Origin of the sequence: Mycobacterium sp. NPDC050441 (assembly GCF_040655355.1) — a bacterium.
GTDB lineage: Bacteria > Actinomycetota > Actinomycetes > Mycobacteriales > Mycobacteriaceae > Mycobacterium.
In genome coordinates, this window is the sequence record NZ_JBFAJS010000004.1 from 342,569 (window position 1) to 363,418 (window position 20,850).

18 protein-coding genes and 1 pseudogene are annotated in these 20,850 nt (G+C 66.6%); 7 read left to right on the top strand and 12 right to left on the bottom strand.

What is annotated here, in order from left to right; translation table 11 throughout:
* Window positions 1–9 precede the first annotated feature (9 nt).
* Entirely contained in the window at window positions 10–759 is a 750-nt protein-coding gene (locus AB0I14_RS14540; RefSeq protein WP_358022182.1) for an SDR family oxidoreductase, read from the bottom strand.
* Window positions 756–2,000 carry an alkyl sulfatase dimerization domain-containing protein gene (locus tag AB0I14_RS14545; RefSeq protein ID WP_358022185.1) on the bottom strand — a complete coding sequence of 415 codons (1,245 nt, stop codon included), beginning with the start codon at window positions 1,998–2,000 and terminating at the stop codon, window positions 756–758. The genes AB0I14_RS14540 and AB0I14_RS14545 overlap by 4 nt, the downstream gene beginning before the upstream one ends.
* A gap of 106 nt (window positions 2,001–2,106) precedes the next feature.
* On the opposite strand from AB0I14_RS14545, the gene AB0I14_RS14550 reads away from it, so the two are divergent.
* Both AB0I14_RS14550 and AB0I14_RS14555 read left to right on the top strand, forming a co-directional pair.
* Window positions 2,107–2,877, top strand: a complete 771-nt coding sequence (locus AB0I14_RS14550) for an SDR family oxidoreductase (protein ID WP_358022188.1) — start codon at window positions 2,107–2,109, stop codon at window positions 2,875–2,877.
* On the top strand, window positions 2,874–3,545 hold the full coding sequence (locus AB0I14_RS14555; RefSeq protein WP_358022191.1) for a TetR/AcrR family transcriptional regulator: 672 nt from the start codon (window positions 2,874–2,876) through the stop codon (window positions 3,543–3,545). Before AB0I14_RS14550 ends, AB0I14_RS14555 begins: the two co-directional genes overlap by 4 nt.
* Here the strand turns inward: AB0I14_RS14555 and AB0I14_RS14560 are convergent.
* Window positions 3,505–4,266, bottom strand: coding sequence for an alpha/beta fold hydrolase (locus AB0I14_RS14560; RefSeq protein WP_358022194.1), 762 nt, complete (start codon window positions 4,264–4,266; stop codon window positions 3,505–3,507). The genes AB0I14_RS14555 and AB0I14_RS14560 overlap by 41 nt on opposite strands.
* A 225-nt stretch (window positions 4,267–4,491) precedes the next feature.
* Between AB0I14_RS14560 and AB0I14_RS14565 the strand changes: the two genes are divergently transcribed.
* Window positions 4,492–5,388 carry a mycobacterial-type methylenetetrahydrofolate reductase gene (locus AB0I14_RS14565; protein WP_358022197.1) on the top strand — a complete coding sequence of 299 codons (897 nt, stop codon included), beginning with the start codon at window positions 4,492–4,494 and terminating at the stop codon, window positions 5,386–5,388.
* A 36-nt stretch (window positions 5,389–5,424) separates the two neighbouring features.
* On the opposite strand, the gene AB0I14_RS14570 is transcribed toward AB0I14_RS14565, so the two are convergent.
* Complete coding sequence (locus AB0I14_RS14570) at window positions 5,425–6,264, bottom strand: carbon-nitrogen hydrolase family protein (RefSeq protein WP_358022845.1); 840 nt, start codon at window positions 6,262–6,264, stop codon at window positions 5,425–5,427.
* Window positions 6,265–6,523: 259 nt separating this feature from the next.
* Between AB0I14_RS14570 and AB0I14_RS14575 the strand changes: the two genes are divergently transcribed.
* Window positions 6,524–7,714 carry a CoA transferase gene (locus tag AB0I14_RS14575; protein ID WP_358022200.1) on the top strand — a complete coding sequence of 397 codons (1,191 nt, stop codon included), beginning with the start codon at window positions 6,524–6,526 and terminating at the stop codon, window positions 7,712–7,714.
* A 26-nt stretch (window positions 7,715–7,740) separates the two neighbouring features.
* Here the strand turns inward: AB0I14_RS14575 and AB0I14_RS14580 are convergent, their stop codons facing one another.
* Window positions 7,741–8,376 carry a TetR/AcrR family transcriptional regulator gene (locus tag AB0I14_RS14580; RefSeq protein WP_358022203.1) on the bottom strand — a complete coding sequence of 212 codons (636 nt, stop codon included), beginning with the start codon at window positions 8,374–8,376 and terminating at the stop codon, window positions 7,741–7,743.
* A gap of 194 nt (window positions 8,377–8,570) precedes the next feature.
* On the opposite strand from AB0I14_RS14580, the gene AB0I14_RS14585 reads away from it, so the two are divergent.
* Entirely contained in the window at window positions 8,571–9,326 is a 756-nt protein-coding gene (locus AB0I14_RS14585; protein WP_358022206.1) for an enoyl-CoA hydratase/isomerase family protein, read from the top strand.
* A gap of 10 nt (window positions 9,327–9,336) precedes the next feature.
* Here the strand turns inward: AB0I14_RS14585 and AB0I14_RS14590 are convergent.
* From AB0I14_RS14590 to AB0I14_RS14600, 3 genes and pseudogenes are all read right to left on the bottom strand, one after another.
* A pseudogene (locus AB0I14_RS14590) lies at window positions 9,337–10,154 on the bottom strand (SDR family NAD(P)-dependent oxidoreductase).
* Window positions 10,147–10,566, bottom strand: a complete 420-nt coding sequence (locus AB0I14_RS14595; protein ID WP_358022209.1) for a nuclear transport factor 2 family protein — start codon at window positions 10,564–10,566, stop codon at window positions 10,147–10,149. Before AB0I14_RS14595 ends, AB0I14_RS14590 begins: the two are co-directional and overlap by 8 nt.
* Entirely contained in the window at window positions 10,547–11,602 is a 1,056-nt protein-coding gene (locus AB0I14_RS14600; RefSeq protein ID WP_358022211.1) for a zinc-binding dehydrogenase, read from the bottom strand. Before AB0I14_RS14600 ends, AB0I14_RS14595 begins: the two co-directional genes overlap by 20 nt.
* 116 nt (window positions 11,603–11,718) lie before the next feature.
* Here AB0I14_RS14600 and AB0I14_RS14605 point away from each other — a divergent pair, with 116 nt between their 5' ends.
* Window positions 11,719–12,549, top strand: coding sequence for a helix-turn-helix domain-containing protein (locus AB0I14_RS14605; RefSeq protein ID WP_358022847.1), 831 nt, complete (start codon window positions 11,719–11,721; stop codon window positions 12,547–12,549).
* Here AB0I14_RS14605 and AB0I14_RS14610 read toward each other — a convergent pair.
* Both AB0I14_RS14610 and AB0I14_RS14615 read right to left on the bottom strand, forming a co-directional pair.
* Window positions 12,515–13,225 carry a fumarylacetoacetate hydrolase family protein gene (locus AB0I14_RS14610; protein ID WP_358022214.1) on the bottom strand — a complete coding sequence of 237 codons (711 nt, stop codon included), beginning with the start codon at window positions 13,223–13,225 and terminating at the stop codon, window positions 12,515–12,517. The two genes, AB0I14_RS14605 and AB0I14_RS14610, sit on opposite strands and share 35 nt — an antisense overlap.
* 24 nt (window positions 13,226–13,249) lie before the next feature.
* The gene (locus AB0I14_RS14615) at window positions 13,250–15,079 is read right to left on the bottom strand and encodes an acyl-CoA dehydrogenase (protein ID WP_358022217.1); all 1,830 of its coding nucleotides are present in this window, start codon (window positions 15,077–15,079) and stop codon (window positions 13,250–13,252) included.
* Between the two features lie 138 nt (window positions 15,080–15,217).
* Here AB0I14_RS14615 and hrpA point away from each other — a divergent pair, with 138 nt between their 5' ends.
* A complete protein-coding gene (gene hrpA, locus AB0I14_RS14620) occupies window positions 15,218–19,102 on the top strand; it encodes an ATP-dependent RNA helicase HrpA (RefSeq protein WP_358022220.1) in 3,885 nt (1,294 codons plus the stop codon).
* On the opposite strand, the gene AB0I14_RS14625 is transcribed toward hrpA, so the two are convergent.
* Together AB0I14_RS14625 and AB0I14_RS14630 are read right to left on the bottom strand one after the other, a co-directional pair.
* On the bottom strand, window positions 19,103–20,008 hold the full coding sequence (locus AB0I14_RS14625) for a fumarylacetoacetate hydrolase family protein (RefSeq protein ID WP_358022223.1): 906 nt from the start codon (window positions 20,006–20,008) through the stop codon (window positions 19,103–19,105). It abuts the gene before it with no gap.
* Window positions 20,005–20,844: an alpha/beta fold hydrolase gene (locus AB0I14_RS14630; protein WP_358022227.1), complete on the bottom strand. Its 840-nt coding sequence runs from the start codon at window positions 20,842–20,844 to the stop codon at window positions 20,005–20,007. Before AB0I14_RS14630 ends, AB0I14_RS14625 begins: the two co-directional genes overlap by 4 nt.
* Window positions 20,845–20,850 lie beyond the last annotated feature (6 nt).

Here is a 20,850-nt window from a genome sequence, read left to right on the forward strand (position 1 = left end):
CCGGGCCCGTCAGACCGTCAGGTATCCGCCGTCGACCGCGACGGTCGTCCCGGTGATGTAGCGGGCGGCGTCGGTACACAGGAAAAGGACCGTCGGCGAGATCTCGTCGGGCATCCCCATCCGGGCCATCGGGGTGTGGCGCATCTCTGGCTCGAGCATTTCGGGGATGGCGAGCACCGGGTGGGTCAGGCGGGTGTCGATGAGGCCAGGGGCGACGGCGTTGACGCGAATCCCCTCGTCGACCCAGCGCCGCGACAGGTTTTTGGTGAAGGCCACCATGCCGGCCTTCGACGAGCTGTAGGCGGGCACGTTGACCGCCGAGACGAAGGCCGACATCGAGATGATGTTGATGACACTGCTGCCACCCGGGGCCGTACTGGCCTTGAGCCGGTCGTGGCAGGCCATGCTAAGTCGCATGTGGGCAAACATGTTGACCGCCACCGAGCCGGCGTAGCCCTCGGGATCCCATTCGTCCTTCTTCCCGGCGTACGGGCCGCCCGCATTGTTGACCAGGACATCGAGATCGCCGATCGAATCGGCCAGCGCGTCTATCGAATCGGTGTCGCCCAGCTGGCACTGGCGGAAGGTCATGGAACTGAGGTCGGTCTCGGGATAATCCTCCGCGGAGCCGCGCGTGCCGGTAACTGTCACGGCTGCACCGGCTTTCGTGAAATCGCTGGCGATCGCATAGCCGATGCCGCTGGTGCCGCCCGTCACCAGCACGTTGGTGCCGGTGAAATCGAAGGTCAGGTTGTTCATTTGTCGGTCCTCAGGTTGTTGATCGAATTGGTGAGCCAGGCCTTCTCCCAGAAGTTCTCGGTATCGGCCAGTAGTGCTTGGTGGGCGTCGGCGGCGACCGCGCGGGCGGGGCCGTCCTCGGGGGCGGCGTCCAGCACGAGCTCGGTGAGATGCAGCGCCTCTACCGCGCGCCCGGCGGCCAGATGTGCCCGCGCAGCGTCGACGAGCGCAGCGGAGCCCGCCGCCGCGACGATGTCCGCAGCGACCGAATGCGGCGCCACCCCGTACAGTTCGGTGGTCGAGCGGTGCTGGAACCATCCGGTGTACAGCTCCCAGATGGCGCGCACGTTCCACGCGGTCTTGCCGTACCCCTCGCCGACGTCGAGGTGCTCCGGTATCCGGACCGTGCGCATCGCGGTGTGCACGTCCGATCCGGACTGCATGTGCTCGATCGTCTGGTCGTGTACCGACTGCATGGCATCGCGCATCGCGGTGACTTCCTCGGCGATCAGATCGGCCCCCTCGATGGGATCGAAATGGCCGGTGATGAGCCGGTCCGGGCCGTAGGCGAGCACGGTCTCCAGCGACTCGATGTAGGAGATCGGATCGCGGTAGCGGTCGCCGCGGATCGTCATCAGGTTCGGCGCGTGGCCGAACAGCGGTCCGAAGAGGTTGCCGGTGAACAGGGTCCGGTCCTCGGGCAGCCACACCACCAAGGAGTCGGTGGTCTCACCGCCCGGCGTCCACGCCAGTTCGAGGCGCCTGCCGCCGATCGTCAGATCGAGCTTCCGGTCGAACGTGACGGTCGGTTCGGGGAAGGCGAAATCGATGGTGGCCGCGTCGATGGTCTTGAGGTGTTCCATGACCGCGTCGCTGAACTTCTTGAACGCGAACGAGGTCTTGGGGGCCCGGAATCCGGCCAACCGTATGTTGTCGTCGCGCCAGTACCGGTAGTTCGAGTGCATCACCACGTCGGTGTCCGGTTCGCGCAGTGCGTTGACGCCGCCCCAGTGGTCGGCGTGCCCCTGGGTGACGATGATCGCCCGGGTCGGGCCGGGAACGTCCTGGAATGCCGTGTGCCGCAGCGCTCCTTCGAAGAACAGGCCGCCGTTGATGATGACGCGCCCGTCGTCGGTGGCCAGGGCGTACGAGTTGGACACCCCTTTGGACATCCAGATGTCGTTGCCCAGTGCGCTCGCCGGTTCTGCGGTTGCCGTCGCCAGGGCGTCGGCCCCCGGTCTCTTGCGGTGAATTCCCGCCATGGATTGCTCCCTTCCTCTAGGGCTCTAGAGTTAATGCTCTAGGACTATAGAGGTAATGTGAGCCGGGTAACAGCTGGGTCTGGATAGTGGGTGGAAAGGAACCGGGATGGGGCTGCGCGGGTTGACCGGGAAAGTGGTGGTGATCGCAGGCGGCGCGAGCGGTATCGGGGCGGCGACCGCGGCCAGGCTCGCCGAAGAAGACGCCTATGTGGTGGTCGGCGACGTCGCCGGCGACGCAGCCCAGCGGACCGTCGAGCGGATCACCGCGGCAGGCGGTGCCGCGACGGCCGTGGCTTTCGACCTGGCCGACCCCGATTCGGTGGCCGGGCTGATCACAGCGGCGGTCGACACTTACGGCGGGGTCGACGCGTTGTTCACCGTGGGCGCCGACATGTCTACGTTGCGTGCCGACACCGACGTCGTCGACATCGATCTGGACATCTGGGACCGGGTGATGACCGTCAGTCTGCGCGGATACGTGGCCGCGCTGAAACACGCCATCCCGCAGATTCTTTCGCGCGGTGGCGGGGTCGTGGTCAACATGTCGTCCGCGGCGGCGTTCCAGGGGGAACCGGCCCGCCCGGCCTATGCCACCGCCAAGGCCGGCATCGGAGCGTTGACCCGGCATGTGGCGGCGCGCTGGGGCAAGGACGGAATCCGCTGCAACGCCGTCGCACCCGGATTTACGGCAACCGAGGCCATCCGGTCCGCGCCGCAGTGGCCGGACTTGGAGGCCGCGGCGCTCAAGCGCATCCGTGGCAACCGCGTGGGCGAACCCGACGACGTCTCGTCCCTGGTCGCGTTCCTCATCTCCGACGAGGGAGCTTGGATCAACGGTCAGGTCATCAACATCGATGGCGGTACGGTTTTGAGGTGAGTGCCTCGTCCCCGCGCAAACGTGACGGTCAGGAGCGCCGCCGCGAACTCAGTGACGCCGCCATCGCAGTATTGGCCGAGCACGGATCCCGGGGACTGACCCACCAGAACGTCGACCGATACGCGGGCGTGCCCGATGGCACGACGTCGTACTACTACCGCACCCGCGCGGCCCTGCTGCAGGCGGTCGGCAAAAGGGTCGCCGAGATCGACACCGCCAACCTGTTGTCGTTGAGCGATGCCACGACGGAGACCTCAACGTCCGCAGCGCCTTTCGGGCGGCTCGCGCAGCTCGTGTTGATCCAGTCCGACGGAGACGGGCTGCTGCTCAACAAGGCTCGGCACGAGTTGCTGCTGAATGCCGCGCGCGACCCCGAACTCGTCGAGACCTCGCAGCCGTTCCTGCGGCGGGTCACCGAAATGGCCCGCGACGCAATCGCGCATGTACAGCCCGATGTCACCGATCCAGGACTGCTTGAGGCGCAGAGCTCAGCGGTGATGACGTTCATCGCGGGCGTGTTCCTTCGGTTCGTCAGCGGTGACCGGTCCTACGCCGACGCCGAGCGACTCGAACGACAGCTCCAGGCGATCGCCACGGCGGTGGCGATCGATCACGCCGACCGGCCGGTCACGTCGGGTCGAGATAGGCGTCGGCCCAGGCGCCGATGATCCGGCCGGCTCGTTTGGCCTGCCCGGGCCCGGTCAGCAGGTGTTCGGAACCCTCCAGTGAGACGAAGCTGCGCGGGTGGCGGGCGGCCCAGAAGATGTCGCTGGCGTTCTTGATGCCGACGGTGTTGTCGGTCGGGGAGTGCAGGATGAGCAACGGCAATTTGAGGCCTTTGATCTTGTCGAGGAGCTCGGTGGCCCGGACATCCTCGACGAACGCCCTCTTGAGGGTCAGGGTCTTCCCGCCGACCATCCACTGGCCGCTGCCCTCCGCGCAGACCTGGTCGATCACCGCGTCGTACTGACGCTCGACGTGGGTGGGGTCGAACGGCGCACCCACGGTCACCACGGCCCGCACACCGGGGGATCGCCGGGCCGCGGCGATCACCGCCGCGCCGCCCCACGAATGCCCGATCAACAGGTCGGCCGGGGTTCCGCGCTCGGCCATGAATGTGCACGCGGCGATCAGGTCGTTGACCTTCACGGTGAACGAGCCGTCACCCCAGTCGCCCTCGGACGCGCCGAGGCCCAGCGCATCGAAGCGCAGCATGCCGATCCCGTCGGCGGCGAGCTGCTTGCAGATGCGGGACGCCGCCGGGGAGTCCTTGCCGAGGGTGAAGCCGTGTGAGAACACGCCCCATCCCCGGACGGGCCCGTCGGGCCGGTCGATCACCCCGGCCAGCATCGGGCCCGTGGAACTGGGGAAGGAGACGCGCTCAACCATGCCCGTGGTTTACCACGAGGTCGGTGGCACGGAGACGGAAGAACTCCGACACGCTACTTAGCCAGGCACCGTATGCAGCCCGAAATGCGGCGTTGGGTGGAGGTACCTGTGTGGCTGCCAGCCCGGCTCCGTAGGCTGAGGTGTCCGGTGGAATGCGGGCGCAAGGCCTGCGACAGGCAGTGTGGCCCCCGCCGAGTTGGTATGTCGTCAGATGTGGAGCAATAGGTGCCCCTGAACACCATCGCGCTGGAACTCGTCCCGCCGAACCTGGAACGCGGCGTGCAGTACCCCGTTGACGAGGCGCGGAAAGTGCTCGCCTTGGCCGCCGAAACCGGCATCGAAGGCCGGATACAGCACGTCATGATCCCCGGGATGATCGATGAGGACGACGACCGCCCGATTGAGATGAAGCCGCGGATGGATGTCCTGGATTACTGGAACATCCTGCAGCCCGAGCTGCCCGGCCTGCGCGGCCTGTGCACCCAGGTGACGTCGTTTCTGGACCAGGACGCGCTCGGCAAGCGCCTGACCGACCTGAGTGGGGCGGGATTCGACGGCATCGCTTTCGTCGGGGTTCCGCGGACCATGAAAGACGGTGAGGGTGAGGGCGTCGCGCCCACCGATGCCCTCTCGATCTACGAGGAGCTGGTGCCCAACCGCGGCGCCATCCTGATCCCGACCCGCGAAGGCGAGCAGGGCCGGTTCACCTTCAAATGCGGTCAGGGCGCGACCTACGGCATGACCCAGCTGCTGTACTCCGACGCCATCGTCGGCTTCCTGACCGAGTTCGCCAAGTCCACCGACCACCGGCCCGAGATCCTGCTGTCGTTCGGTTTCGTGCCGAAGATGGAGACCAAGGTCGGTCTGATCAACTGGCTCATCCAGGACCCGGGCAATGAGGCCGTGGCCGCCGAACAGGAGTTCGTCGGCCGACTCGCGGCGCTGGACCCGGCCGAGAAGCGCAAGCTCATGCTCGACCTCTACAAGCGGGTGATCGACGGGGTGGCTGAGCTCGGCTTCCCGCTGAGCATCCACTTCGAGGCGGCCTACGGGGTGTCGAAGCCCGCCTTCGACACCTTCGCCGAGATGCTCGCGTACTGGGCTCCGGATCGGGCCGGCTAGGCCGCGACGATCGCCCGATCTCCGGCGCGATGAACTTTAGAATCCGGGGTGGCTCGCGGCGTTCTGCCTGGGTGTCGGCAGTTCCGCCCATAGCGCAGCTGTCGTGCGATCGGCTTCGTGTAGCCCGCTGTCGAAGTCGACAGTCACGACGAGAAGCTCCGAATTGCCGCCCTCACCTACCCGGCCCGCTTCAGCGACCGTCGCCGCATCGGGGCCAATGATCCTGCTCTTGCCCAACAGCTCGCCGCCACATTGGTTGGCCATCACCCACCATTGCCCATTGACCAAGGCGTTCGCCGGGTACAGCACGTCCCACCAGGTCTCGGCCGCAACCTCGTAGGCAGCCGGCTCTATGACGATCCGTGCGCCGAGGTTGCGCAATTGGCGAGCGTAGGCGGGGTGATCGCCGTCGAAGCAGGTGCTCAGTCCGACCGTACCGATACCGTCGATGTGCAGAACCGTGGGTTCCTGGCCGGCTGAGAAGACGTCATCCTCAGCCAGCGGCGTGTACAGATGCACCTTGCGGTGCGCGGCCGCGAGCCGACCGTCAGGCCCGTAGACCACCGCGGTGTTGTAGAGGGTGCCGTTGTCGCGTTCGGGCACCGTCCCGGCGAACAGCCAGACGCCGTGGGTAGCAGCCGCGGCCGACAACGCCTGGCCCCGAGGGCCTTCCAGCGGTTCAGCGGCCGCTTCGGCGTCTCGCGCCAAGGTGCCTGGGTCGTATCCGGACGGCCACAATTCCGGTAGTACGACGAGATCGCAGCCACGTCCGGCGAGCTCGCCGATGAAGGCCACGGCATCGAGCAAGTTTTGTTCCGGCTCGTTGCACGTGGGCAACCACTGGGCGATTCCGACGGTCCAGGTGCCTGTTGTCAGCGGACTCTCCTATTCGATGGATCCACAGCGACTATCAACGCGGCACGGATCCCCGGTCAAGCAGCCAGTTCCGATGCGATAGAACGATTTCGCCGATGTGGCTGCCCACCACGTACTTCGCCCGCCTGGCGCACCTTGCTGAGCCTGGCGGGCCGGAGAACGAAATGAACCCCTTGTGGCATCCCCCACAACAATATACTTTCTGTGCAGAAAGTAAATGAGAGGGGCTCGTTGTGACTGTCCTGACGGCGGTGGACCGATGAGTACCGGACCGCTGCGCGGCGTGCGCATCCTGGATCTGTCGATCGCACTGACCGGCCCCTACGCCGTAGCGCTGCTGGCCGATCAGGGTGCCGAGGTCATCAAGGTCGAGCGGCCCGGGATCGGCGACATCGCGCGTTATCTCGGTGTCAGCGTCAACGGAATGTCTGCGCTGTATCTGACGTGCAACCGGGGCAAGCGCTCCATCGCGGTCGATCTGCAACACCCAGACGGCCTCGACATCGTCCGCCGACTCGCGGCCGATGCGGATGTGGTCGTACAGAATTTCCGGCCCGGTGTCGTTGACCGGCTCGGTGTGGGCTACGACGCAATCCACGCGATCAACCCGGCAGTCGTCTATGTATCCCTGTCGGGATTCGGCAGCGCGGGGCCCTACCGGGAACGCAGTGCCTACGACACCGTCATCCAGGCCTACGCCGGGTTGGCCGCGAACCAGGCTGATCCCACCGACGAGACGCCTCAGTTCCTTCGGCAGACGGCCGCGGACAAGGTGACAGCTTTGTATGCGGCACAAGCCATCACGGCCGCTTTGCTCGCGCGCGATCGCGGGGCCGGGGGCCAGCACCTGGAACTGTCGATGGCCGACGCGGTGGTGTCATTCTTGTGGGCCGACGCTGCGGGCAACGAAGTGCTGCTCGATTCCGATCACAGCCAGCATTCCAGTTTCGTCGCTGGATTCGCCCCGTTCCGGTTCGCCGACGGGTGGGGCATCGTGACCCCCACTTCGGAGCGTGACTTCGCGGGGATGTGCCGTGCGTTCGGCGTCGACGGTTGGGACGACCCTCGGATCGCAACGATCACCGAACGTAACAACAATCGCGACGTCGCTGCCGATCTGGTCGACATGTGCCACGCGCATGCCGCCGGTATGACAATGCAGGAAGCATCGAAACAGCTGGATATGCAACGTGTTCCGTTCGCCATGGTGATGCGCCCCGATCAGCTCCCCGACGATCCCCATGCGCAGGCGATCGGCATGTTCGAACATCGCGACCACCCCATCGCCGGTAGGACGCGATTGCCCCGCCATCCGGCACGCTTTGCCGGCACCCCCGCGGTTCTGGCCGCCAACTCCCCGGGCCTCGGTGAGCACACCGACGAGGTGCTCACCGAGTACGGCCTCGGCAGCCGTATCGGTGGTCTGCGCTCACGCGGCGCGATTGGCTGAGGCATGCGACCCGCCAGGATGTGTTGCTACGCGGTCACGAGCGCCGTCGCCGCCGCGGTGACCCGCTCAACCACTGCCGGCAAATCGACCGATTGCGGATCGAGTAGATACTGCGTCGCGACGGACCGCAGCAAGCCGACAATGACGAATGCCGTTGTTTCACAGGACGAATCAACATCAGGCTTTCCCGCAGCCTGTGCGACAAGTTTGGCCACACGGCTGCGGATATTTCGGTCCCACTCGACGTTGGAGGGACGCAGCTCTACTGAACCCGCGACCGCCTGGGCCCACAGCACTCCGTGTACCCGCGCGATCGGATCCTCGCTGGTCGCCAGATCAAGATACGTCCGGGCGAACACCGCGACGCTTTCCAGGCCGGCCGTATCGGCCACCACGGGCTCAATACGCTGGCGATACAACTCCTCGACCATCGCGTTGAGCCGCTCAAGCATTGCGGCCTTTGTTCCGAACAGGTGCGTTACCAGAGCATGGCTGCACCCCGCGCGCTCTCCGATCGAGACGAGCGACAACTGGCCGAATCCGCGTTCGATGATCAGCTCAGCCGTCGCGGTCAGCAGTCGGTGTTCACTGTCTGCACGCCGTTCCTGTTGTGTGCGCCTACCCTGGTTCATCGAATCGCACGATATACCCGGCCGGGCCATCTTCTCGGAATCTGGTTGCGCGACGAACCTCGGGCATAGTCGGGATGCAGCTGCGCTGCTGGATCATGCCGAGCAAGCTCAGGCGTCGTGCAAGCTGCCGAAGCGCGGCGTTCGGTTCCACAGATTCGCCGATCGCCTATGGGCAAGCACACATTCCGTCGGATCGATTCCATTGCTGCGCAGGAGGTTACAACGTGACAGTTTCCATTGACGACCAGGATCATGTCCGCTCTATCGTGCTGAACCGGCCGGACCGGCTCAACGCGTTCAGCGAGGAGCTCGTCGGCGACCTCGCGGCGGCCCTGCAAGACGCAGCGAGAGACCCAGAAGTTTCGGTCGTGCTCCTTACCGGCGCGGGGCGGGCATTCAGTGCGGGCGCCGATCTCAAGGAGATCGCCGAGCACATGGCCACCGCCGACGCGAACCGCGACGTGGAGAGCAGCGCCTTCGTCGGGCTCATCGAAACTCTGACCGACTTCCCCAAGCCGCTGCTCGCCGCGGTGAACGGGGTGGGCGTCGGGTTCGGCATGACGATCCTGGGCTTCGCCGACGTCGTATTCATGTCGAGCGAGGCCCGGCTGCGGTGCCCGTTCACGGCGCTGGGTGCCCCGCCCGAAGCGGCCTCGACATATCTGTTGCCGCTGCTGCTGGGTCGACAGAACGCGGCCTGGGCGCTGCTGTCCTCGGAGTGGATTTCGGCAGCCCAGGCGCGCGAGATCGGCCTGGTATGGAAGGTCTGTTCACCCGATGAGTTACTCACCGTTGCACGGCAACACGCGAGACTGCTCGCCGAAAAGCCCGCGGCGATGCTGGTCACTGTGAAGCGATTGTTGAACGCACCGCATCGCGAGCAGATCGTTGCCGCCAGCGTGCGGGAAAACCGGGCAATGGGCGAACTCATCGGTACCGGCGCCAACGCGAAAGCGCTGTCGTCGTTCCTGCAACGCTGAACGCGTCTCGTCAGTCGCCCATCGCAGCGGCACTCGCCATGGCCATCAACTTGACTGCGTCGTTGCGGCTCACCTGCCCCAACATCGTTACAGCACTACGTAGCTGATCGCCGACAAACACCGTGGGCCCGTTGGTGAGATGGTCAAACGCTTCGGTGATCACACTGTCGACGGTATCGGCCCCGTTGGGTACATCACTCAATGAAGGGAGCTGGCCACGTTCGAACTCGAGTTGACGTAGCGCCGGGGTATCCGTCTTACCCAGGATCAGTCCGATGACGTCAATCCCCTTGACGTGCAGCTCACTCCACAATGCTTCGGCCAGAACCATGTCGAAGGCCTTACTAGGTCCGTACGCCACCATGTTGGCGCCACCCACCAGGCCGGCTCCGGAGCCGAAGATGACGATGCCGCCGCGGCCCCGCTCCACCATGGGCTGTGCATAGTGGTGGCACAGCTGCATCGGCACCATGCAGTTGCGCTGCACCAGCGACTCGGCGTCCGCCAGTGGGCTGGACAGGAACGGCGTGAAGCGCGGATCAGCCCCCGCGCAGTAGACCAGGAAGCCGATATCGAGATCCGTGGTGGCTTCGATCACCTCACTGGCCGCCCCGGCGCGGCCAGATCGACTGCCAGCGTGCGGGTTTGTACCCCGGTGCGCTCGCGGATCCCTGCGGCGACGTCGTCGAGGACGGCCTGGCGCCGGGCCAAGAGCACCACATTGAGACCGCGACGGGCCAACTCTTCGGCCATCGCCGAGCCGACCCCGTCCGAGGCCCCGGCCACCAGAGCCCACGGCCCGTACTTGTCTGCGAACGCCTCAGACATTGGCGATCCGTACCGCAGTGAACCGTCGCCGCGCGATCTGCCAACCGGCGGCCGTCCGGACGAGTTCGTCGTCGTAGAAACCGATGCCGTTGACGCCGGAGCTGTTGGCGGGACTTGAGTCCGCAGCCATGATCAGCGAGTCCACATACGTTCGGGCCGTTGCGGTGTCGCCGTCGACCGCGATCGCGTGGTTCGACAGCCGGTGCAGGGTGTACCCGGCCATGGCATGGACCTGATCCATGAACTCGGTGACCGCGTCCACCCCGTTCCACTGCCCGATCTCGCCGTAGTCCAGCACACAGTCGTCGGTGAACACGGTGCGGAACAGCGGCCAGTCCCGCCGGTCGATCCCGGTCGCGTAGCGGACCAGCACATCGATGATGTCTTCACGGTCACTCACTGCCAACTCCATTCGGACGGACGATGATTCGTGCCGGTCCCGCCGGCCGGCGGGCCAGGTCGAGCGCGTCGGGTACCTCGTCGAGGGTCGCCACCATGCCGATGCTGGGTGTCGGGTCCAGGTCTCCGGCGACGATGGCGTCCAGTGTTCCGTACCAGTCCTGCGGCCAGGGTCCGCCGCCGAACTGCAGGGTCACGCCCTGGCGGGTGGCGGTGGTGATGTCGAGGGTGTCACCGGTGTACCAGCCACCCGCGCAGTAGATCCGGGTACCCATATCGGCTTCTTCGACGATCTTCTGGATCAGACCGGATGCGCCGACGCATTCGAACACCACCGCCGGACCCCACAGGTTGCCTTCGGCCCGTACCTCGCGCCAGACGTCCATCGGTGAGCGCTCGGCTGGATCTACTGCGATGTGTGCGCCGAATTCCTTACCGGCCAGTGCACGTCGGTCGGCCTGGTAGTCCGAGACGATGATCGGCTCGACACCCCGGCGCCTCAGCGCCGCGACCGCGGACAAGCCGACCGCCCCGGCGCCGATCACGATGGGGACCTCGCCAGGTTCCAATCTGGCTGAGCGCACGTAGAACTCGCCGACCGCGAAAGCGTCGGTGAGTGCGACGGCGTCGTCTGACGGACCCGGACCCACGCCTCGCGCGATCGATTCCGACACCACGACGAGCTCGGCGAAACTGCCAGGGGAGTCCGGGTGCTGGCCGATGATGTGTGCGCCGTCGGCACCGCCGTTGATCAGCCTGATGGGGATAGAGGTGACCCGGCTGCCCAGGGAAAACTGATCGCTGCTGCCGGGGCCGTGTCCGATCACCTCACCGACGAACTCGTGGCCCAGCACCACATCTTGTCCGGTGTCATAGAGCGATCGGCCGGTGGGATCGTTGAGCCCGAGTTCGGGATGGTCCATGAAGTGGACATCGGACGCGCAGATCGCAGTACTGGTCACCCGTAGGAGAAGTTCGCCCGGACCGGGTACGGGATCGGCGATCTCGCGCACCGCCAGTGCGCCTTCCCGTAAGACGACTGCGCGCATCGCACCTACCAATTCTCGAATAGTCGAGATAGTCTCTCGAATTATCAATCCGACTGTAGGAACCGCCCAGAGAGGAGTCAAGGGTGCGTGGTGCAGGCTCGGCGCCGACAAACAGGGTGCTCGACGTGATCGAGTTGCTGGCCGGTTCGGTCGATGAGCGGTTGCGGTTCTCGGATGTGGTCAGCGCGCTGCATCTGACCCAGGCCACCGCGCACGCGATCCTCACGACGTTGTGCGACAGGGGCTGGCTGATCCGCGATCCCGTGGACAAGACGTTCGCCCTGGGACCGGGCCTTGCGGTGGTGGCTGCCCGAACCGAGGCGGCACGTCCGCTTGCGCATGCGGCCCGCCTTGCCGCACGGGAACTTTCACAACACTTCGGATACGCCGCGTCAGTCGTCGAACGGGCCGCCGACGAGCTCGTGATCACCGCTTTCGAAGGCGCCGGCCGGCAGCCGTCCTCAGCGCCGGGCGACCGCATCCGGTACTCCCCGCCGTTCGGGGCCGCCTTCGCGGCCTGGGATACGCCTGCCGAGCAACGCGCCTGGATCGGCCGGGCGCCCACCGCCGGCGATGCGCTCACCGAAAGGCTTGTCGAAGTTCTCGCCCAGACCAGGGACCGTGGGTTCGATGTCGACTGGACGACACCAGACCTGACGCGGGCGGCGCAGGTGGTCGGCACGCTGTCGAGTGACGGGTTGCCCGATCACGTCCGGGGCATCACCGATCAACTGCTCGCCGAATTCACCACCATCGGACTGGCCCCGGCCGGCGATGCCGAGGGAAAACCGCAGCCGGTGGCCACCATCGCGGCACCCGTTTTCGACGTCGACGGCCGGGTCGCACTGATCCTGTCCGTGCACCCGTTGCGTGCGATGACAGCCCGCCAGGTGGACACCGCGGGGCAGCGGGTCAGGCGGGCCGCCGATCGGCTGGGCCGATCGTGAAGCTGAACTCCGCGACTCCTCCGACGCCGCCGGAGACCAGGTCACCGGGCTGCATCGGGCCCACCCCGGCGGGGGTTCCGCTGTAGATCAGGTCCCCGGGGGCGAGGTCGACGGCTGTCGAGATCGCGCTGATGACCTCCGGCACCGCCCAGATGAGGTCTTTGAGATCACCGTGCTGTTTGAGTTCGCCGTTGACCCGCAGCCAGATCTCGCCGTGGTCCGGGTGCCCGATCTCGTCGACCGGATGGATCGGGGTGCACGGCGCCGACGCGTCGAACCCTTTGGACCAGTCCCACGGCCGGCTGAGCTTCTTGGCCTCGTCCTGCAGATCGCGGCGCGTCAGGTCGACACCGACGCCGTAGCCCCAGACCAGGTTCAGCGCATCGGCGGGCGCCACGTCGCGGCCCCCGGCACCCAGCGCCACCACGAGCTCGATCTCGTGGTGAAACGCCGAGGTCAGCGATGGATACGGGACCGTGCCGGCCGCGTCGATGACCGCATCGGCCGGCTTCATGAAGAAGAACGGCGGCTCTCGGTCGGGGTCCTTGCCCATCTCCCGGGCGTGCGCCGCGTAGTTGCGTCCGACGCAGAACACCCGTCGCACCGGAAAGCGGCCGGGCCCGGTGCTGACGGGCAGTGACGCCTGTGGCGGGGGTGGGATGACGTAGTCGGCCATGGGAACCATCTTCCCCGGCCGGCCTCAGAACGCGTCGTTGTCCAATTGCATGACGTCGTCGTCGACCGATTCAACGACTTCGCGAACCGCGGTCAGCAGCGGCAACATGTTGTGCGCGAAGAACTTCGCCACTGCGACCTTGCCCTCGTAGAACGCCCGGTCGCGGTCGCTCGACGTTGCCAGTGCGGCTTGAGCGACCTGCGCGCCGACCAGGAGGCGCCAGCCGATCAGCAGATCACCCACCGCCAGCAGGAACCGAACCGAACCGAGGCCGACCTTGTACAGCTGCGCGGGCTGTTCCTGAGCGGCCATCAGGTAGCCGGTGAGCGTGGCCGCCATCGACTGAACGTCGGCCAGCGCGGTGGCCAGCCGGGCGATCTCGGGTTCCAGTCCGGCACCATCGGCATCGATGGTCTCTGAAATCCGGGCCGCAACATGCGCCAGCGCCCCGCCCTGGTCGCGGACGATCTTGCGGAAGAAGAAGTCCAGGGCCTGGATGGCGGTGGTGCCCTCGTACAGCGAGTCGATCTTGGCGTCGCGGATGTACTGCTCGATCGGGTAGTCCTGCAGGTAACCGGATCCGCCGAGGGTCTGCAGCGATTCGGTGAGGACCTCGTAGGCGCGTTCGGATCCGACCCCTTTCACGATCGGCAGCAGCAGATCGTTGACCCGGTGTGCCAGACCGGCATCGGCACCCGAGACATGTTGTGCCACCACCGAATCCTGGTGCGCCGCGGTGTACAGGTACACCGACCGCAGGCCCTCGGCGTAGGCCTTCTGTGTGAGCAGGCTGCGCCGGACATCGGGGTGCTCGATGATCGCGACCCGCGGTGCTGTCTTGTCGGTCATCTTGAGCATGTCCGAGCCCTGGATGCGCTCCTTGGCGTACGCCAGCGCATTGAGGTAGCCGGTGGACAGGGTGCCCGCCGACTTCACGCCCACGGTCATGCGGGCGTTCTCGATCACGCGGAACATCTGCGCGATGCCGCTGTGCACGTCGCCGACGAGGTAACCGACGGCCGGGGTGCCGTGCGCGCCGAAGGTGAGCTCGCACGTCGGCGACGATTTGATGCCCATCTTGTGCTCGACGCCGGTGACGTAGACGCCATTGCGCTCCCCGAGCTCGAGGGTCTCCGAGTCGAAGTGGAACTTGGGGACGTAGAACAGGCTCAGCCCCTTGGTGCCGGGCCCGGCGCCCTCGGGGCGGGCCAGCACGAGATGGAAGACATTCTCGGCGGTATCGCCGACGTCGCCTCCGGAGATGAAGCGCTTCACCCCGTCGATGTGCCAGGTGCCGTCGGGCTGCGCGATGGCCTTGGTGCGCCCGGCCCCCACGTCGGACCCGGCGTCCGGCTCGGTCAGCACCATGGTGCCGGCCCAGCCCTTGTCCATGCTCATCCGCGCCCAGCGCTGCTGCTCTTCGGTGCCGACCTCGGCCAGGGTGTGCGCCATCGCCGGGCCGAGACCGTAGAAGAACATCGCCGACGGGTTGGCGGACATGATCATTTCCTGGATGGCCCACACCAACGACGCGGGTGCCGGTGTGCCGCCGGCGTTCTCGGCGAGCCCGACGCGCCACCACTCGGCGTCCTTGACTGCCTGCACGGTCTTGGCGAGCGGCCCCGGCACCGTGATGTCGTGAGTGGCCGGATCGAACTCGGGCGGGTTGCGGTCGGAGTCGGCGAACGACTCTGCGACAACACCTTCGGCAAAGCGCGCCACCTCGTCGAGCATGGTGCGCGCGGTGTCGGTGTCGAGGTCGCCGAACGCGCCCGAGTCGAGGACCGGCCCCAAGGCCAGAACCTGGAAGAGATTGAATTCGATGTCGCGAACATTGGCGATGTAATGACCCACGATCCGTCAGCGTCGCGGAGGCCGAACGGGGTACGCAAGCGTAGGTTGCAGCAACCTACGGCTACGGAACCGGAGGTTCCCAGTTCAATACCGTATGTGATCTGCACCACACGAGGTCCAGCCCCTATCCTTGACCGAGTGTCCGAACCGTCAGTCGCCGAGCTCCGCTCCCGCCTCGACGGGCTGACCATTCGCGACGCGGACCGGTTGCGCCGCCGCCTGCGAAATCTCCGCGAAGGCGATCCAGCCAGGATCGCCGAACAGATCGCCACCGCCGAAGCCCTCGTGCTCACCCGCCAGGCCGCCGTGCCGCCCATCACCTACCCCGATCTGCCGGTCAGTGAACACCGCGACGAGCTGGCCAAGGCCATCAGCGAGAACCAGGTGGTGGTGGTCGCCGGTGCGACGGGCTCGGGCAAGACCACCCAGCTGCCGAAGATCTGCCTGGAGTTGGGCCGCGGGATCCGTGGGACCATCGGCCACACCCAGCCCCGCCGGCTCGCGGCACGCACGGTGGCGCAACGTATCGCCGACGAGCTCGGCACCCCGCTCGGCGAAGCCGTCGGCTACACCGTGCGTTTCACCGACCAGGCCAGCGATTCGACCCTGATCAAACTGATGACCGACGGCATTCTGCTCGCCGAGATTCAAAGGGACCGGCGGCTGCTGCGCTACGACACCCTGATCCTCGACGAGGCCCATGAGCGCAGCCTCAACGTCGACTTCCTGCTCGGCTACCTGCGTGAGCTGTTGCCGCGCCGCCCCGACCTCAAGGTCATCGTCACCTCGGCCACGATCGAGCCGGAACGCTTCGCGGCGCACTTCGATGATGCGCCCATCGTGGAGGTCTCAGGCCGGACGTATCCCGTCGAGATCCGGTACCGGCCCTTGGAGGTCACTGTCGGGGGAGACGACGACTCCGACGATCCCGACGATCCCGATCACGAGATCGTGCGGACCGAGGTGCGTGACCCCACCGAGGCCATCGTCGACGCGGTCCGTGAGCTGGAGTCCGAACCGCCGGGCGATGTGCTGGTGTTCCTGTCGGGTGAACGCGAGATCCGAGATACCGCAGAAGCATTGAAGGACCTGCGCAACACCGAGGTGCTGCCGCTGTATGCCCGGCTGCCCACCGCGGATCAGCAGAAGGTGTTCCAGCCCAGCCACAGTGGCCGGCGAATCGTGTTGGCCACCAACGTGGCCGAGACGTCACTCACGGTGCCTGGCATCCGCTATGTCGTCGATCCCGGCACCGCGCGGATCTCCCGCTACAGCCGTCGCACCAAGGTGCAGCGGCTGCCGATCGAGCCGATCTCGCAGGCGTCGGCAGCCCAGCGGGCCGGTCGGTCCGGGCGCACCGCGCCGGGTGTCTGCATCCGGCTGTACTCGGAGCAGGATTTCGAATCCCGGCCCCGCTACACCGATCCGGAGATCCTGCGGACCAACTTGGCCGCGGTCATATTGCAGATGGCTGCGCTGCAGCTGGGCGATATCGCGGAGTTCCCTTTCCTCGATCCGCCGGACTCCCGCAGCATCCGCGACGGCGTGCAGTTGCTGCAGGAACTCGGCGCGTTCGACGCGGCGGGCGCGCTGACCGATGTCGGACGACGCCTGGCCCGGTTGCCGCTCGACCCGCGTGTCGGGCGGATGATCCTGCAGGCCGATACCGAGGGCTGCGTGCGGGAGGTGCTGGTGCTGGCGGCGGCGCTGTCGATCCCCGATCCGCGTGAGCGTCCCACCGACCGCGAAGAGGCGGCGCGTCAGAAGCACGCCCGGTTCGCGGACGAGCACTCGGACTTCATCTCGTACCTGAACTTGTGGAACTATCTGCGCGAGCAACGAAACCAGCTCTCCGGCAATGCCTTCCGGCGGATGTGCCGCGAGGAGTTCCTGCACTACCTGCGGATCCGGGAATGGCAGGACCTGACCGGGCAGCTGCGAAGCATCGCCCGCGATATCGGCATCCGAGAGGGTGACGAGCCGGCTGAGCCGGCTGGCATCCACGCCGCGCTGACTGCTGGTCTGCTGTCTCACGTGGGACTCCGTGAGGGTGAATCCCGCGACTATCAAGGTGCCCGCAACTCCAAGTTCGTGCTGGCGCCGGGTTCGGTGCTGACCAAGAAGCCCCCGCGCTGGATCGTGGTGGCCGACCTGGTCGAGACCAGCCGGCTGTTCGGTCGCATCGCCGCCAAGGCCGAACCCGAGGCGATCGAGCGGGTGGCCGGACACCTGGTGCAACGCAACTACAGCGAGCCGCACTGGGAGGCCAAGCGCGGCGCGGTGGTGGCGTTCGAGCGGGTCACGCTCTACGGGCTGCCGCTGGTTCCGCGCCGGAAGATCGGGTACACCCAGATCGATCCGGAGCTGTGTCGCGAGTTGTTCATCCGGCATGCGCTGGTCGAGGGGGATTGGCAGACCCGGCACCACTTCTTCCGCGACAACGCGCAGCTGCGTGCCGAACTGGAAGAGATCGAGGAGCGGGCCCGTCGGCGCGACCTGCTGGTCGGCGACGACGACATCTACGCGCTCTACGACGCGCGCATCCCGGCCGATATCGTCTCCGCCCGCCACTTCGACGCGTGGTGGAAGAAGCAGCGGCACAAGATACCTGACCTGCTCACCTTCACCCGCGACGATCTGTTGCGTTCCGAGGACGGTGCGGCCAATCCCGACACGTGGCAGGCCGGTGATCTCGAATTGCCGCTGACCTACCGGTTCGATCCCGGCGCCGCCGACGACGGCGTCACCGTGCATGTGCCGGTCGGCGTGCTGGCCCGGCTCGGCGGTGACGGCTTCGCTTGGCAGGTACCGGCTTTGCGGGAGGAGCTGGTCACCGCGCTGATCAAGTCCCTGCCCAAGGACCTGCGCCGCAATTTCGTCCCGGCACCCGACACCGCGCGGGCCATCCTGGGAGACATCGATCCGTCCGCCGCGTCACTGCTGGACGAGGTTCAGCGCGAACTACGCAGGCGTAGCGGCATTCTGGTGCCGATCGACGCGTTCGACCTGAGCAAGATCCCGGACCATCTGCGAATGACGTTCGCCGTGGAATCGGCCGACGGCAAAGAGGTGGCCCGCGGCAAGAACATCGACGCCTTGCGTGAGCAGTTGGCGGTACCCGTCGCCCAGGCGGTGGCTGCAGCGCTGGGCGGCGACCTGGAACGCACCGGATTGCGGGCCTGGCCCGAGGACCTTGATGAGCTGCCGCGCACCGTGGAAAACGTCAGCGGCGGCCACACCGTCCGCGGATACCCGGCCTTCGTAGACACCGGAAAGGCCGTCGACATCAAGGTGTTCGCGAACCCGGCCGACCAGTCCGCAGCCATGCGGCTGGGCCTTCGCCGCCTGCTGCGGCTGACCGCACCGTCACCGGTCAAGGCGATCGAGCGGGGCATGAGCACCCGGACCAGACTGGCACTCAACGCCAATCCCGACGGTTCGCTGGCGGCACTTCTCGAGGACTGCGCCGACGCGGCCGCCGACGTCCTGCTTCCCAAGCCGGTGTGGACGAAGGCCGAGTTCGCCTCGGTTCTGGCCCGCGCCGGCAAGGAACTCGGCGCCACCACGCAAGCCGGGGTGAACCGGGTGGAGAAGGTGCTGGCTGCCGCACACGAGGTGCAGGTCGCGCTGCCCGACAAGCCGTCAGCCGCCCAGGCCGATGCCGTTGCCGACATCCGATCTCAACTGGATCGCCTGTTGCCCAAGGGATTTGTCGCCGCGACCGGAATAGCGCGGCTGAACGATCTGACCCGATATGTCACCGCGATCGCCCGCCGGCTGGAAAGATTGCCGCAGGGGCTCGGTGCCGATCAGGACCGGATGTCGCGTGTGCACGCCGTCGAGGACGCCTATGACGAACTGGTCCAGGCCCTTTCGCCGGGCCGGGCGGCGGCCGCTGACATCCGTGACATCGCGTGGCAGATCGAGGAGTTGCGGGTGAGCCTGTGGGCCCAGCAGTTGGGAACACCGCGGCCCGTCAGCGAGCAACGCATCTACAAGGCGATCGACGCCGCAGCCCGGTAGTCAGGTGATCCGATGCTCGATGCGGCCGATGTCGTCCAAGGTCAGCGTGAGGGTGTCCCCGGGACGTAGCCAGTGCCCGGTCTCCATGCCGCTTCCGCCCGGCAGCGTTCCGGTTCCGAAAAGCTCCCCGGGATACAGCGGTTCGCTGCGTGATGCGTGTGCCAGCACCTGGCCCAGGCTGTACTGCATCCCGGCGCTGCTGACCGTGCTGACCACTGTCCCGTTGAGGGCAACCGAACCGGTGAGGGAATCGATCCGATGCAGGATCTCATCGGCGGTGACGGTGGTGTCCGACATGGAGCTGGCGAAATGCTTGGACTTCTGCGGCCCGAACCCGCTCAGCATCTCGGGGCGCTGGACGTCACGTGCGCTGAAGTCGTTGAGCACGACGAACGCTCCGATCGCCTCGGCCGCCTCGGCGGGGGTCGCATTGAACAACGGTGCGGCGAGCACGAATCCGATCTCCAGCTCGAAATCCAGCGCCTGTGAATAGTCCGGGACCGCCACCGGGGTGCCGGTCGGGACGAAGGTCTGTGCGTTGGACATGTAGTAGATCGGCTGCCGGTAGAACAGCGGTTTCGGCTTGAACTGCGGAACCGGCCGGCCGGTCACACGTTCGTACAGAGACGTCACCCGGTAGAGGCCGGGATGGAAGCGCCGGATCAGCCCGCGGGCGGCGTCGATGTTGTGCTGTTCGTACAGCATGAAGTCGCGGAACGACACCGGCTGGAACGGCAGCAGGTGGTCGCTGTGTTGCAACTGGCGTTCGGCCGCCGCCGTCAGCCAGGCATCGTCGAACACCCGGCCGCCGAGCGGCGTGAGGTCGGAGTAATCAACCCAATTGCCTTCGGGATCAAGGGATTGCACGGGAAGGCCGGTGGCGGTGCGGACCCGACGCAGTTTCACCGCGCGCTCCCGAGTTGCCTGCGCAGGAACCTGGTCAGGTGCCCGGCCACCGCATCGGGCTGCTCGAGCCAGGGCCAGTGACCCGTACCCGGCACCGGCTGCACCTCGCAGCTCCGGAAGATCCGGCGATAGTCGTCGGTCTGCGCGTACGGCACGTAGTGGTCGTCGGCACCCCACACCACCAAGACATCGCCGTCGAACTCGGCCAGCCGATCGGTATACGGGGCAAGGGCATTCGGTCCGGTGGAGCGGTACAGCTTCAACACCGCATCGGGTGTGCCACGGGCGAACATGTGCTCGGCGATCGACTCGAGCGCGTCGGCCGGCAGTCCCGGATCGCGCATGGCGAGTACGCGACGCAGCACCGCCGGGCCACCGATCCGTGACAACGCCTCAGCCAGCACCGGTGTGCGCCACAGCTTGGCCGCGAAGTGGTTGATCACCACCGGGGCATTGATCAGCGTGATGCTGGCGACCGAGTCGAGATGGTCGACGGCCCAGGCGAGTGCCCAGGGACCGCCGAAATCATGGGCGACGAGATGGACGCGTTCGACGCCGAGTTGGTCCAGGATCGCGCCCAGGTGCGCCGCGTAGGCGGCCACGGTGTAGGGCCACTGGGCGGGCTTGTCGGCCGCGCCGAATCCTGGCATCTCCGGCGCGATCACCCGAGCGAAACCGGCTACCGGCATCAGCAAACGGTCCCATTTAGCGCCGGCGTTGTTGCCGTGCACGAAGACCACGGCCTCGCCGGTGTCCGGCCCAGCCGTGCCGGCCACGAGCACCGGCGACCGCACCCCGTCGACAGCCAGCGTGCGGTGTTCGACGGGGCCGTCCATCAGCGG